Origin of the sequence: Aeromonas sp. 62-46 (assembly GCF_001898585.1) — a bacterium.
GTDB lineage: Bacteria > Pseudomonadota > Gammaproteobacteria > Enterobacterales > Aeromonadaceae > Aeromonas > Aeromonas caviae.
The window spans coordinates 26468-40080 of sequence record NZ_MKUI01000058.1; the positions used below are offsets into that span (position 1 = coordinate 26468).

The 13613-nt window shown below is 61.6% G+C and carries 16 protein-coding genes and 1 tRNA gene; 12 read left to right on the plus strand and 5 right to left on the minus strand.

Annotated elements, in window-relative coordinates; translation table 11 throughout:
* Positions 1 to 3: 3 nt before the first annotated feature.
* Complete coding sequence (locus tag BGO64_RS17960; protein WP_039038700.1) at positions 4 to 435, plus strand: PAS domain-containing protein; 432 nt, start codon at positions 4 to 6, stop codon at positions 433 to 435.
* A 63-nt stretch (positions 436 to 498) separates the two neighbouring features.
* On the opposite strand, the gene ltaE is transcribed toward BGO64_RS17960, so the two are convergent.
* The 3 genes from ltaE to BGO64_RS17975 all read right to left on the minus strand — a co-directional run bounded on the left by ltaE (position 499) and on the right by BGO64_RS17975 (position 2792).
* Positions 499 to 1515 (minus strand): low-specificity L-threonine aldolase, encoded by a 1017-nt coding sequence (ltaE, locus tag BGO64_RS17965; RefSeq protein ID WP_286701122.1) that lies wholly within the window; start codon positions 1513 to 1515, stop codon positions 499 to 501.
* 86 nt (positions 1516 to 1601) lie between these two features.
* A complete protein-coding gene (locus tag BGO64_RS17970; RefSeq protein WP_286701123.1) occupies positions 1602 to 2309 on the minus strand; it encodes a Rossmann-fold NAD(P)-binding domain-containing protein in 708 nt (235 codons plus the stop codon).
* A gap of 75 nt (positions 2310 to 2384) precedes the next feature.
* On the minus strand, positions 2385 to 2792 hold the full coding sequence (locus BGO64_RS17975; protein ID WP_039038703.1) for a transcriptional regulator: 408 nt from the start codon (positions 2790 to 2792) through the stop codon (positions 2385 to 2387).
* A 166-nt stretch (positions 2793 to 2958) separates the two neighbouring features.
* On the opposite strand from BGO64_RS17975, the gene BGO64_RS17980 reads away from it, so the two are divergent.
* Positions 2959 to 3858 (plus strand): aldo/keto reductase, encoded by a 900-nt coding sequence (locus BGO64_RS17980; protein ID WP_286701124.1) that lies wholly within the window; start codon positions 2959 to 2961, stop codon positions 3856 to 3858.
* A 69-nt stretch (positions 3859 to 3927) separates the two neighbouring features.
* Here the strand turns inward: BGO64_RS17980 and rbp are convergent, their stop codons facing one another.
* Positions 3928 to 4206, minus strand: coding sequence for an RNA-binding regulator (gene rbp / locus BGO64_RS17985; protein WP_029314670.1), 279 nt, complete (start codon positions 4204 to 4206; stop codon positions 3928 to 3930).
* A 212-nt stretch (positions 4207 to 4418) separates the two neighbouring features.
* The gene (locus BGO64_RS17990) at positions 4419 to 4961 is read right to left on the minus strand and encodes a hypothetical protein (RefSeq protein WP_202043558.1); all 543 of its coding nucleotides are present in this window, start codon (positions 4959 to 4961) and stop codon (positions 4419 to 4421) included.
* A 174-nt stretch (positions 4962 to 5135) separates the two neighbouring features.
* On the opposite strand from BGO64_RS17990, the gene mepA reads away from it, so the two are divergent.
* From mepA to nuoC, 10 genes are all read left to right on the plus strand, one after another.
* A complete protein-coding gene (mepA, locus tag BGO64_RS17995; RefSeq protein ID WP_041215028.1) occupies positions 5136 to 5879 on the plus strand; it encodes a penicillin-insensitive murein endopeptidase in 744 nt (247 codons plus the stop codon).
* 42 nt (positions 5880 to 5921) lie between these two features.
* On the plus strand, positions 5922 to 6527 hold the full coding sequence (locus tag BGO64_RS18000) for a LemA family protein (protein WP_010675022.1): 606 nt from the start codon (positions 5922 to 5924) through the stop codon (positions 6525 to 6527).
* A complete protein-coding gene (locus tag BGO64_RS18005) occupies positions 6524 to 7258 on the plus strand; it encodes a TPM domain-containing protein (RefSeq protein ID WP_286701125.1) in 735 nt (244 codons plus the stop codon). The genes BGO64_RS18000 and BGO64_RS18005 overlap by 4 nt, the downstream gene beginning before the upstream one ends.
* Positions 7259 to 7280: 22 nt before the next feature.
* Positions 7281 to 7898, plus strand: a complete 618-nt coding sequence (locus tag BGO64_RS18010) for a TPM domain-containing protein (RefSeq protein WP_010675024.1) — start codon at positions 7281 to 7283, stop codon at positions 7896 to 7898.
* Positions 7899 to 8075: 177 nt separating this feature from the next.
* Positions 8076 to 8163 (plus strand) — tRNA-Ser (locus tag BGO64_RS18015).
* Between the two features lie 658 nt (positions 8164 to 8821).
* A complete protein-coding gene (locus tag BGO64_RS18020; RefSeq protein WP_039038709.1) occupies positions 8822 to 9580 on the plus strand; it encodes a flagellar motor protein in 759 nt (252 codons plus the stop codon).
* On the plus strand, positions 9558 to 10433 hold the full coding sequence (locus BGO64_RS18025; RefSeq protein WP_010675026.1) for a flagellar motor protein MotB: 876 nt from the start codon (positions 9558 to 9560) through the stop codon (positions 10431 to 10433). Before BGO64_RS18020 ends, BGO64_RS18025 begins: the two co-directional genes overlap by 23 nt.
* A 256-nt stretch (positions 10434 to 10689) precedes the next feature.
* Positions 10690 to 11094, plus strand: coding sequence for an NADH-quinone oxidoreductase subunit A (locus BGO64_RS18030; RefSeq protein WP_039038710.1), 405 nt, complete (start codon positions 10690 to 10692; stop codon positions 11092 to 11094).
* Between the two features lie 29 nt (positions 11095 to 11123).
* Positions 11124 to 11798: a NuoB/complex I 20 kDa subunit family protein gene (locus tag BGO64_RS18035; protein ID WP_010675028.1), complete on the plus strand. Its 675-nt coding sequence runs from the start codon at positions 11124 to 11126 to the stop codon at positions 11796 to 11798.
* A gap of 2 nt (positions 11799 to 11800) precedes the next feature.
* Positions 11801 to 13606 (plus strand): NADH-quinone oxidoreductase subunit C/D, encoded by a 1806-nt coding sequence (gene nuoC / locus BGO64_RS18040; protein ID WP_041211563.1) that lies wholly within the window; start codon positions 11801 to 11803, stop codon positions 13604 to 13606.
* Positions 13607 to 13613: the final 7 nt, after the last annotated feature.

Genomic DNA, 13613 nt, shown 5'->3' on the forward strand with positions numbered 1-13613 from the left:
ACCATGGACATTCGGGAATTTCATTGGCTGATGAACATCGTCCAGAATCTGGACGTGGGGCTGGTCGTGCTCGACAGGGAGTACCGGATCCAGGTGTGGAACGGCTTCATGGAGAGTCACAGCGGCCGGCTGGCAGGCGAGGTGCGCGATCAAGGGCTGTTCTCGCTCTTCCCCGATGTGGACAAGGCCTGGTTCGAGCGCAAGGCCAACATGGTGTTCAAGCTCAACAACCGTGCCTTCAGCACCTGGGAGCAGCGCCCCTACCTGTTGCGCTTCTCCAACTACCGCCCCATCACGGGATCAGCCCCCTACATGTACCAGAACCTGACCCTGGTGCCGCTGGCCGACTTCGCCGGAGAGGTCACCCACCTGGCCATCATGATCTATGACGCCACCGACGAGGCCATGCTGATCACCGGCCAGCGCCAGGGATGACCGACCCTGCCATGACAACAAGGGCGCCCGATGGCGCCCTTGTTGTTGCGATGGGGAATGGCGTCAGCCACTCAGATACTCGGTGAAGGCGTCGATCACCTCGTCGATGTCATCGTCGGTGATCTGCAGGTGGGTCACCAGCCTGAGTTCCCCGTAGCCGGAGAAGAGAATACCGCGCTCCTTCATGAAACCCAGCAAGGTGACGGGATCTCCCTGGGTCAGGCGCAGAAATACCATGTTGGTCTGCACCTCCCCCAAGTTGAGTACGATGCCTGGCAACGCGGCCAGCCCCTCTGCCAGACGCCTGGCGCGGCGATGATCATCCGCCAGCCGGGCAACGTGCTGATCCAGCGCGAACAGGGCGGCCTGGGCCAGGATCCCTCCCTGGCGCATGCCGCCCCCCAGCATCTTGCGCAGCCGTCGGGCGCGTGCGATGAACACAGCCGATCCCACCAGCAGGGAACCCACCGGCGCCCCCAGTCCCTTGGAGAGGCAGACAGAGATGCTGTCAAAAGGCGCCGCGATGGCGGCCACCGGCTCCCCGCTCGCCACCACCGCATTGAAGAGGCGAGCCCCGTCCAGGTGCAGCTTCAACCCCTTCTCGTCGACGAATTCGCGCATGGCGCGCAGGTAGGTCAATGGCAGCACCTTGCCGTTATGGGTATTTTCCAGGCAGACGAGGCGCGTCTGGACGAAATGGGGATCATCGGGAGCGATGGCCCCCCGCACATCCTCGATGGCCAGGGTGCCGTCCGCCTGCATGGGGACCGATTGCAGGGCCACCGAGCCCAGCACGGCAGAGCCCTGGGCCTCGTAGCGATAAATGTGGGAGGCCGCCCCCAGCACGGCCCCTTCCCCACGGTGGCAGTGACTCATCATGGCCAGCAGGTTGGACATGGTGCCGGAGGGCACGAACAGGGCCGCCTCCTTGCCAAGCAGTTCGGCGCCGCGGCGCTCCAGCGCATTGATGCTGGGATCTTCCCCATAGACATCGTCTCCCACCTCGGCATGCAGCATGCTCTGGCGCATGGCTTCCGTGGGTTGGGTCACGGTATCACTTCGTAAATCGATATAGCGCATGTCATCCTCCTGATGCAGGACGATGACATTAACCAGCCGACACCCGGCTGGCAAGAAACGGCAAGCGGGAATGTGAGCCCGGCGGCTCACCAGGGCAGCGACTGACCCTGCAGATCCACGAAACGGCCCGAGTGCGCGGGCGTCAGTGTGGCCATCAGATCCAGCAGGCGGACGGCGACCTCGGCGGGATCCTGCAGCAGGGCGGGATCCATCTCCTGAAGAAAAGGTTGCTGCATGGGGGTATTCATGAGGCCGGGATGCACGGTGATGACACCGGCGCCGGGAAAACGTCCGGCCCACTCACCCGCCAGGATCCGGGACCCCATGTTGAGGGCGGCCTTGCTCATGCGGTAGCTGTAGTGGCACATGGCCTCCTGGCCCCCCTCCACCAGGCTTCCCGCCCGATCCGAAAGGGTGCAGAGCCAGAGCGTGCTCTGGGGCATCATGCGCCGGCTCAGATTGGCACCAAGGGCCAGGTGGGGCCAGGCATTGGCCAGCAGACTCTCTTCGAGCCATTGGGGGGTCACCTCCTCCACCCGCCGCTCCGGCATGTGGGCAAGATCATGGAGCAGGCCTATAGTGTTGATCACCACCGTCGGCAGGGTGGTGCTGTCATAGAGGGTGAAGAGGGCCTCAAAAGAGAGCGAGTCCACCTCCTGCAGCGGAAAGTAGCAGGCGGGAGCCAGCCCCCTGGGCAGTTGCCTGCCCGCCAGCAACCACTCTTCGCCCCGTCTGGCCAGCTCCCGTGCCAGCGCACTGCCCAACCCGCCACTGCCCAGGATCAGATAGCTCATCTGCGTGTCCTTGGATTTGATCACTGCTTAGAGGGTATCAGAAGAATGGCGGACTGCCGGGAGCCACCGTCAGGCTCAGGCCTCGGCCAGATGGCGCCCAAACTCCCGCGCCCGGGCCAGGTCCAGAAAACCGTCCGCCTGCTTGTGGCTGCGCAGGAACTGGTAATAGGCGAGCAGGGTCACCAGTTGCTCCTCGTCCGGCATGGGCTTTCCCGGACGGGTCTCCTGCACCAGCGCCCCCGCCGCCGCCAGCGCGTCCCTGTCCACCACCTCGGCCTGACGATAGAGATACCCGCAACCGGTGGCGAGCCACTCCAGCGAGCAGTTGGCCCCCATGGCAATCTGGTTCGCCTTGCCAAGGCCGGGCTCGGCCCCTTTCAGATACTTGCGGATCAGGGCTTCACTCAACCCCACCTTGCGGGCAAAGGCGCTCACACTCCCCTCCCCGATCAGGCTTTGCAGCCTGGCGGCAAATCCTTCCATCACCCCTTCTCCTCTCACTGACACCGGGATCTTGACCCGTCGGAGTCAGAACCATAGTTCGAATTCGCGAAGGGGGCATTATTGCCTTGTCCGCCGGAAGAGACCAAGATGCTGGCACATGATTTTGCCCCTTTCTTTTCGCATTTTTATCTCCAGAGGAGTCACCATGTCCGTATCCCGTCTGGCCCTGCATGAGCAAGGCCCCACCTTTTCCCGCCTCATCATGGGCTACTGGCGCCTGATGGAGTGGCAGCTCTCCCCCGCCGCCCTGCTGGACCTGATGAAATATCACCTTGATCTCGGGGTCACCACCATCGATCACGCCGACATCTACGGTGGCTACCAGTGCGAGGAGGCCTTCGGCCATGCCCTGCGCCTGGAGCCCTCCCTGCGCGATCGCATGGAGATCGTCAGCAAGTGCGGCATCGCCCTCACCGCCAATCCGGCCCACGCCCTGAATCACTACAACACCGGCAAGGGACACATCGTCGCCAGTGCCGAAGCCTCCTTGCAAAAGCTCGGCACCGATCATCTGGATCTGTTGCTGATCCATCGCCCCGACCCCTTGATGAACGCCGACGAGGTGGCCGACGCCTTCATCACCCTCAAGCAGACAGGCAAGATCAAGCACGCCGGGGTCTCCAACTTCACGCCCCACCAGTTCGCCCTGCTGCAATCCCGCCTGCCCTTCCCCCTGGTCACCAACCAGCTGGAGATCTCCCCGCTCCATCAGGAGGGGACGCTGGATGGTGCCCTGGATCAATGCCAGCAACTGCGCATCAAGCCCATGGCCTGGTCCTGCCTTGGCGGCGGGCGGCTGTTCCATGCCCCCGACTATGCCCCGCTGCGGGCGGAACTCGAGCAGATCCGCCAGGAGGTGGGCGCCGACTGTCTGGAGCAGGTGGTCTACGCCTGGGTGATGATGCTGCCGAGTCAGCCGCTGCCCCTCATCGGCTCCGGCAAACGGGAGCGGATCGCCGCCGCCGTGGCAGCCGAGTCCATTGAGCTCACTCGCCAGCAGTGGTTCCGCATCCGCAAGGCCGCTCTGGGTTATGACGTTCCCTGAGTCTGCACCAGACCCTGAAAACAAAAACGGCATGGAGGATTCCATGCCGTTTTCCGTTATCGAGACGATTCAACGATGGCGCTGGGGGCGACCACGGGGTGCATCCGTCTTCGGTTTGGCCTGATTGACCGTGATGGTGCGGCCGCCGACCTCGGTGCCGTGCAACTCGGCGATGGCCTTCTCGGCCTCACCATTGACCGGCATTTCAATGAAACCAAACCCCTTGGACTGACCGGTATCGCGGTCGATGATGATATCGACCTTGTCTACCTGCCCAAATTGGCTGAACACGGTTGTCAGTTCGTCGGCCGTCATCCGGTACGACAGATTACCTACGTAAATCTTCATGCCATCCACTCTCGATTCAAGGTGCCTTATCTATGCATCCACCGACCTGGGAGTAAGGGCACAACCCCCCTGCCGGACCAGCCACGGCATCATGCCATGGCACTTCCAGCTTCGTATCCCAAGTCCTTGATCTCTTGGGCTATCGGAGCAGGAAAGATCAAATCGAATCAGAGGCAGTATCTGAGCATTGGGATGAATTGTCGAGAAAATAGTCAGGCCGGGTGCAGCTCGGCCAGCAATGTGCCGAGGGCACGACGCCCATGCCAGGCACGTTTGAACCCGAATCGATAGACCCCGGGGGCCACTTCGTGAGTCCCTTCCCGGGACAACCCGAGCAGGCTGGTGGCCGTCGCCAGGGTCACCTCATCCAGCCCGAGATCCAGGCTGAAATCGAGCCACTGGCCATCGTGTCCCACCTTGCGATCCCGCTCCAAGCCCACCAGCACAGCTCTGGGCAGGGCCAAGGCCCGGTCTTCGCCACCATTGAGCAGATAGAGATGGCGTTCATCCCAGGCAAGCTCCGCCAGACGCCAGCGCTGCCAGTTGCGCGGCAACACCATCATCACCAGCACGATACCGCCAAAGACCACCCCGACCCAGGGCAGCAGGCCCATGTCGGGATATCCCAGCCAGAGGGCGGCCACCACAGTGGCGAGACTCGCCAGCAACAGGCAGATCATCACCCCGTAAAACCGCCGGGCCGGGGGCATCAGCCAGCGCACGTTCTCTTGCGCTGCCAGCTCACTGACTCTCATCTTCTCTTCTCCTTCTGTGATGCGAACGGCCTTGCCGTCGCTGCGTTGCCGCGCATTGTGCGCGAGCGACGCGCCGCGATGCAACCGCCACCGCGACACGGATGACGGCCAGCCGCCACTCTTGGTATGCTTGGGGCTGTCTGAGCCCGCACTGGGCGCCATCCCGGGAGTCCCATGTTCGCCACCGCCCTGCTCTTGTCCGCGAGCACACTCTATGCCGAGGCCATCGGCGGCTACTCCGCCGGCTGCCTGAAAAATGCCGTGGCCCTGCCCCTCGAAGGCCCAGGTTATCAGGTGATCCGCACCAAACGGCTGCGCTATTACGGTCACCCCGACCTCATCCATTACCTGCAGCATCTGGCCAACCAGACCAGACTGGCCGGCATGCCGGATCTCTATATCGCCGACCTCGCCATGATGCATGGGGGGCCCTTTACCTCAGGTCATCGCAGCCACCAGACCGGCCTGGATGCCGACATCTGGTTCAGGATGGCTGACAGGCCCATCAGCCGCTGGGAGCAGGATGCCCCCAGGGAGTGGGCGCTGATCGATGAACCCAGCTACCGGATGCTGCCCGGCCGATTCGGCCCCAGGCAGCTCAATCTGCTGCGCCTTGCGGCCGATCGCCCCGAGGTGGCGCGTATCTTCGTCAACCCCGTCATCAAAGCCGAGGTGTGCAAACAGGCACCCGGTGAAGCCTGGGTCGGCAAGCTGCGCCCCTGGGTCGGCCACTTCAGCCACTTTCACGTGCGCCTGCGCTGCCCGGCAAACAGTCCGGACTGCCAGCCCCAGGCTCCCATTCCCCCCGGCAATGGCTGTGGGGAGGAGCTGGCCTCCTGGCTCAAGGACAAACCCCAGCTGCCCAAGGTGTCGATGAGCTACCGCGCCCCCCTCTTACCCAGGCGTTGTGAGGGCTGACCACAAGCTGTTATGGTGAACCTATTTCCGAGAGAAATATCAATGGAGAACAACAAGATGGCCACTTCACTCTGGCAGCGTGGTACCCGTGCCCTGCTGACCCTGACCCTGCTGCTGGGTTTGACCGGCTGCGGCATGAACACCATTCCGACCCTGGATGAGCAGGTCAAGGCGAGCTGGGGACAGGTCGAGAACCAGTACCAGCGCAGGGCCGATCTCATTCCCAACCTGGTGGCCACCGTCAAGGGGTACGCCAGCCACGAGCAGGAGACCCTCAAGGCGGTCACCGATGCCCGTGCCCGAGTCGGCAGCGTGCAGGTGAGTGACCCCTCCCAGCTCAAGGCGTTCGAGGCGGCGCAGGAGCAGCTCTCCAGCGCCCTCTCCCGGCTGATGGTGGTGGTCGAGCGCTACCCGGATCTGAAGGCAGATCAGCAGTTCCTGACCCTGCAAGCCCAGCTGGAAGGCACCGAGAATCGCATCGCGGTGGCCAGACGGGATTACATCGAAGCAGTACGCCAGTTCAATACCGAGATCCGTACCTTCCCCGGGGTCATCTGGTCCAAGCTGCTCTACTCCGATCTGGAAGCCAAACCCACCTTCAGCGCCAAACCCGGTGCCGATGAGGCGCCCAAGGTCAGCTTCCAATGAACGTGATGAGACGCTGGCTGGCGCTCTGTCTGCTGCTCTGTGCCACGGCGCTGCATGCCGCCCCCGATTTCCCGGCCCTGACCGGGCGGGTGGTGGACGAGGCCAATCTGATGTCCCGCAAGCAGGCCCACCAGCTCGCACAGCAACTGGCCGTCTTCGAGAAGCGCAGCGGCGTCCAGCTGGTGGTGGTCTCCATCGACACGCTGGCGGGGGATACCATCGAAGAGTACGGCTACCAGCTCGGTCGCCACTGGGGCATCGGCCAAAAAGGCAAGAACAACGGCGTGCTGCTGATCATCGCCCAGGACGAGCGCAAGGTGCGCATCGAGGTGGGTTATGGCCTGGAAGGTGCCCTGCCCGACGCCATCGCCGCCAACATCATCCAGACCCGGATCCTGCCCGCCTTCAAGCGCGGTGACATGGTGGCCGGCATCCTCGCCGGCAGCCAGGGCATCATGCAGGCCCTGGCCGGGGAATATCAGCCCGTGGACAACACCAGTAACGCCGACAAGCAGGGAGGTCCCTGGCTCTTCATCCTGGTGGTGATTGCGATGATCGTGCTGCACAACCTGCGCGGTGGCGGCGGTGGGCCGGGAGGACGTCGCCGGGCCGCCTACATGGCCGGTGGATTCGGTGCCGGCTCCTTTGGCGGCCGCACTGGCGATGGTGGTGGCGGTTTCAGTGGTGGCGGCGGCAGCTTTGGCGGCGGCGGTGCATCTGGCGGTTGGTAATCAGGGAAAAAGAGACAACAAGATGATTTCGAAACAGTTTTTCCACACCTTGCAGGCCAGGGTTCGACAGGCCGAGCAGGCCACGGATGCCGAACTGGTCACCGTGCTGGCCCCGGCCAGCGATGGCTATCGCTATATCCCGACCCTGTGGGCCGCCCTGCTGGCCATGCTCACCCCCCTGCTGGTCTTCCAGCTCGGCTTCTGGCTTGGCTGGTACGAGATCCTGCTGGTGCAGTGGTCGGTCTGGTTGCTGCTGAGCCTGCTGTTCCACTGGACACCCATCAAGATGCGGCTCATTCCCAACAAGGTACGCCGTCACCGGGCCGCCCTGATGGCCCGCCTGCAGTTTGTCGAGCAGGGACTTCACCGCACCCGGGACCGGCTCGGGGTGCTCATCTTCGTCTCGGTGGCGGAGCACTATGTGGAGATCCTGGTAGACGACGGGATCGCCCAGCACATCGACAACACCCAGTGGCAGCAGATCATCGACGACTTCGTGGTTCGGGTACGCAACAAGGAGGTCGAGCAGGGGTTCCTGGAGTGCGTGGAGCGCACCAGCGCCATTCTGACCGACGCCTTCCCCGCCACCCGGGATCAGAACGAGCTGCCTGACAGCCTGATCATTCTCGACAAGCCTTGAACGGGATTAAAAAACCGGCATTCTGTTCAAGGGATAGGCACTCGATAAAGATTATGAAAAATAAGGGGAAAAGTGGTTGACCCAGGCAGCCCTTTCCCCTAAATTACGCCCCGTTCCAGCGCAACGGCGCAGCGAACACCGTGTTGGCTGAACACGTTAAATCACAGACCAAAATTTGGTGAGGTGTCCGAGTGGCTGAAGGAGCACGCCTGGAAAGTGTGTATACGGCAACGTATCGAGGGTTCGAATCCCTCCCTCACCGCCAAATAAAGTAAAAGGCCCCGTCGCAAGACGGGGCCTTTTACTTTATCCGATGATGGGCGGCTCGGTTAGAACACTGTTCGACAGGCGGGCAGGATAGCCCGACTGGACGGCCAGAGGCCGCCCGCAGGGCGAGCGCCAGGGATGGCGCGAGTCAATCCCGACCCAGCGTACAGATTGAAGAACCGACCTCAGGGTCGGTTTTTTGCTTCAAGGTGTCTGCCAACCCCCTGGCAGGAGAAACCCGTCATCGGCGGGGCCAGAAAAAACGGTTTGCCGCGATACCTGGCCGAGTGCCGCCCAGCCAATCCCATCCCTTCCGCCTCTCTGATCTCTGCCGACAGGGGAGATGCCCCGAGGGCAGCCAGCCCTCTCTCGTTGATAGCTTACTACACCAAAAAAAAGAGAATATTGCGATATAAATAACCAACATCCTCTCACGGATAGCACAGTATATTGTGATATCACCTGGATAACTGCCTCGTCCTGCCATGCCGGCACCGTCAACCTGCTCTACAGATCAAGCGGCACAGGCCGATGCCACCGGACACTACCGGGTCTGCGCAACCTCTCGGATATTGCTCACCGATTGGATATCGTTTTGAAAAACTGATAGTTAAATGGCTACACTAGCCTCACACATCGCATAGGGATATGGACAAATGAGTCTTATTGGCTTGCTGCTGGCCCTGGCAGCCATTCTGGGTGGCAACATGATAGAAGGGGGGCACCCCAGCGCCCTGCTCGATCTGCCCGCCTTTCTCATCGTGATCGGCGGTACCGTCGGTGCCGCACTGACCCAGTTTCCCTTCTCCGTGGTTGGTAAAACCCTTAAGCGCTTCAAGTGGCTCATCACTCCCCTGCGCCTCGACATGCTGGAGCAGGCCCAACTGCTTGAAACCCTGGCGGGCAATGCACGGCGCAGTGGCATGCTGGCACTGGAGGGCATGATCGACGACATCAAGGATCCCTTCCTGCAAAAAGGGGTACAGATGATGGTCGATGGCTACGAGAAGACCAAAATCCACGAGGTACTGGAAAACGAGATCGAGTTCGAGCAGGAAGATATCGAACAGACCGTCAAATTCTACGAGGCCATGGGGGGCTACTGCCCGACCATGGGGATCGTCGGGGCCGTATTTGGCCTCATTCACGCCATGGGCCTGCTTGATGCCCCCGACAAGCTGGGGGGCGCCATCGCGGTGGCCTTTATCGCCACCATCTACGGGGTGTCGGCCGCCAACCTCATCTTCCTGCCCTTCGGCAACCGCTACAAGTCGTTTGCCCACCAGATCCGCCACTACAAGGAGATGACCCTCACCGGCATCCTCTGCATCGTGGACGGCGAGTCACAGCAACGGCTGCAAGTGACCCTTGAGCCTTACCTCGGAGGCCACAGTGGCGAAAAAGAAAAAGGCTGAGGCGCCGGAGAACCACGAACGCTGGCTGGTCTCCTACGCCGACTTCATGACACTGCTGTTCGCCCTGTTCGTGGTGCTCTACTCCTTCGCCATGGCCAAGCAGTCGGAGACTCGCGTGCTCATTCAGGGCTTTATCGAATCTCTTGGCAAGATAGGGCTGGTTTCCCTTCCCGCCGGCTCCCCCGTGATGCAGGGGGGCACAGGCATACTGGAACCCGAGTCCAAGACCACCCCCAATACCTCCCAGAAAGAGCAGGTGCTGGATACCCAGACGCCCGCAGCGGCGGCCGACCCTTTCAACGAGACCATCGGCTCCTCGGAGAAACCTACGGCCACGGAGTCCTGGCCCCACAAGACCAAGGAGCAGGATTGGGTCACAGTCACCAAGCAGAAGCTGGATCAGCAGCTCAAGAGCCAAATCGAGTCCAAAGAGATCGAGGTGGAGCAGCTTGGCAGCCAACTGGTCATCCGCATCGGCGAAAAGACCTTGTTCCCCGCCGACTCCGCCTTCTTGCAGCCCCAGTTCATTCCGCTGGTCAACAAGGTCTCGGACGTGCTGGCGGACATCCCCGGCATGGTGGTGGTCACCGGTCACACCGACAACTCCCAGGCGCCGGTGGAGCTCTATCGCAACAACTGGGAGCTGTCGGTGCTGCGGGCGGCCACCATCACCCACACCCTGCTGACCAACCCCAAGCTGGATTCACGACGGCTGATCGCCCAGGGGGTGGCGGATACCCAACCCCGTTATCCAAACGATACCCCGGCTCACCGCCAGGCCAACCGCCGGGTGGAGATCGTGCTCTCCCAGGGCAAGGCGGCAGAGCAGAGCCTCCCCGTTCTCCAACCCTGAAACAGACCCCGCCATGCGGGGTCTTTTGTTTCCTGCCATCCCCCGGATTTTCAAACTATCCGGTTTTTTTCTGCTACATAAAAACGATTGAAAACAATTCTCAAACGAGAAAGTTGACCCCGCTAGCAAAACACAATTTTCATCCCGTTGATTAATAATTAATCCTTTGAAATGACATGTAAATCAGTACGAAAGTGGCATACTACGTAACATCATTGTTAAGTCACATGATTAATTTGGTTAGGGAAAAACCTATATGTTTGCTGATATTGCCGTCCAGCACTGGGCTTTTGCTGTCTATGTCATTGGCGCCATCTGTATCTGCTTGACCATGATAGGCCTGGCGGCCTTGCTGGGGGGACGCGCCTATGGCCGTGCCAAGAACAAACCCTTCGAATCCGGGGTGGATTCCGTCGGCAACGCCCGCCTGCGCTTCTCCGCCAAGTTCTACCTGGTCGCCATGTTCTTCGTCATCTTCGATGTCGAAGCCCTCTATCTCTTTGCCTGGTCCGTCTCCGTTCGGGAGAGCGGCTGGGTCGGCTTCATCGAAGCCACCATCTTCATCACCCTGCTGCTGGTAGGCCTCCTCTACCTGTGGCGCATTGGTGCCCTCGACTGGGCCCCGAAAAAGCGTGTCCTGACTGACAAGAAACCAGACTGAACTACCGATTATCTCTTTGAGGTTGCACCATGAAGTACACCCTGACCCGGATTGACCCGGATGCGCCCGTTGAGCGCTACCCCCAGGAACAGCGCCAGACCGTCGATGATCCACTGGCACAGCAAGCGACCCGCGGCATCATGATCGGGCGCCTCGAAGAGGTGCTGCAAGACACCGTCAACTGGGGCCGCAAGAACTCCCTCTGGCCCTACAACTTCGGCATCTCCTGCTGCTACGTGGAGATGTGTACCGCCTTCACCTCTCCCCACGACGTGGCTCGCTTCGGCGCTGAGGTCATACGAGCCTCCCCCCGTCAGGCCGACTTCATGGTGATTGCCGGCACCCCCTTCATCAAGATGGCCCCTGTCATCCAGCGGCTCTATGAGCAGTTGCTCGAGCCCAAGTGGGTCATCTCCATGGGGGCCTGCGCCAACTCCGGCGGCATGTATGACATCTACTCCGTGGTACAGGGGGTGGACAAGTTCCTGCCGGTCGATGTCTACATTCCGGGCTGCCCGCCCCGCCCCGAGGCCTTCCTGCAAGCCCTGATGCTGCTGCAGGAGTCCATCGGCAAGGAACGCCGTCCCCTCTCCTGGGTGGTGGGGGATCAGGGGATCTACCGTCCCCAGATGCAATCCGAGAAGGAACGCAAGCGCGGCGAGCGGATCAACGTGACCAACCTGCGCACGCCGGATGAGATCTGATCATGAAACTGACTCGAGAATTCCCAAGCAATTACACCATGGCCCAGTGGCAAACTGCCGATCACGCCGATGCCCAGGTGGTCGGCGAGCTGTTCGCCCACTTCGGTGCCGAGCGCTTCACCGTGCAGAGCACCCGTACCGGCGTGCCGGTCATCTGGCTCTCCCGGGATCTGCTGCTGGACGTGATGGGCTTCTTGCAAAAGCTGCCCTCCCCCTTCGTGATGCTGTTCGATCTCAGCGCCACCGACGAACGGATGCGCAGCCATCGCCACGGCCTGCCGGAGAGCGACTTTACCGTCTTCTATCACCTCATCTCCATCGACCGTAACGCCGACGTGATGCTGAAAGTGGCGCTCAAGGAGAGCGATCTCCATCTGCCCACCGTCAGCCGCCACTTCCCCAACGCCAACTGGTACGAGCGGGAAGTGTGGGATCTGATGGGGATCACCTTCGATGGCCACCCCCATCTGACCCGCATCATGATGCCCAAGAGCTGGCAAGGGCACCCCTTGCGCAAGGACTACCCGGCGCGCGCCACCGAGTTTGATCCCTTCATGCTCGATGCGGTCAAGCAGGATCAGGAGCAGGACAACCTGCTGTTCAAGCCGGAAGAGTGGGGCATGGCCCGCGGCAACGAGAACGAGGACTACATGTTCCTGAACCTCGGGCCGAACCACCCCTCCGCCCACGGCGCCTTCCGCCTGGTGCTGCAACTCGACGGGGAAGAGATCCGCGACTGCGTGCCCGACATCGGCTATCACCACCGCGGCGCCGAGAAGATGGGCGAGCGCCAGTCCTGGCACAGCTACATCCCCTACACCGACCGGGTCGAATACCTGGGCGGCGTGATGAACAACCTGCCCTATGTGCTGGCGGTCGAGAAGCTGGCCGGTATCAAGGTGCCGGCGCGGGTCGACATGATCCGGGTGATGATGGCGGAGCTGTTCCGCATCCAGAGCCACCTGCTGTTCCTTGGCACCTACATTCAGGACGTGGGGGCCATGACCCCGGTCTTCTTCACCTTCACGGACCGCCAGAAGATCTACACCATCATCGAGGCCATCACCGGAGCCCGCATGCACCCGGCCTGGTTCCGTATCGGCGGCGTGGCCCACGATCTGCCTGCCGGCTGGACCCGCCTCATCCAGGACAACCTGTTGAGCTGGCTGCCCAAGCGGTTGATGGAGTATGAAAAGGCGGCCATGCGCAACAGCATACTGCGGGGCCGCACCATCGGCGTCGCCGCCTACAACACGGCCCAGGCCCTGGCCTGGGGCACCACGGGGGGCGGTCTGCGGGCCACGGGGCTCAACTTTGACGTGCGCAAATGGCGCCCCTATTCCGGTTACGATCAGTTCGAGTTCGAGGTGCCGGTGGGCAGCAACGGGGACGCCTACGACCGCGCCACCGTACGCATCGAGGAGATCCGCCAGAGCCTGTCGATTATCGAGCAGTGCATGAAAAATATGCCTGAGGGCCCCTTCAAGGCGGATCACCCGCTCACCACGCCACCGCCCAAAGAGCGCACCCTGCAGGACATCGAAACCCTGATCACCCACTTCCTGCAAGTCTCCTGGGGGCCTGTCATGCCGGCCGCCGAGTCCTTCCAGATGATAGAGGCGACCAAGGGGGTCAATAGCTATTACCTGACCAGCGACGGATCCACCATGAGCTACCGGACGCGGATCCGCACCCCGAGTTTCGCCCACCTGCAGCAGATCCCCTCGGTGATCCGCGGCCAGATGGTGTCGGATCTTATCGTCTACCTGGGCAGTATCGATTTCGTTATGTCAGATGTGGATCGTTGAGTCCTCT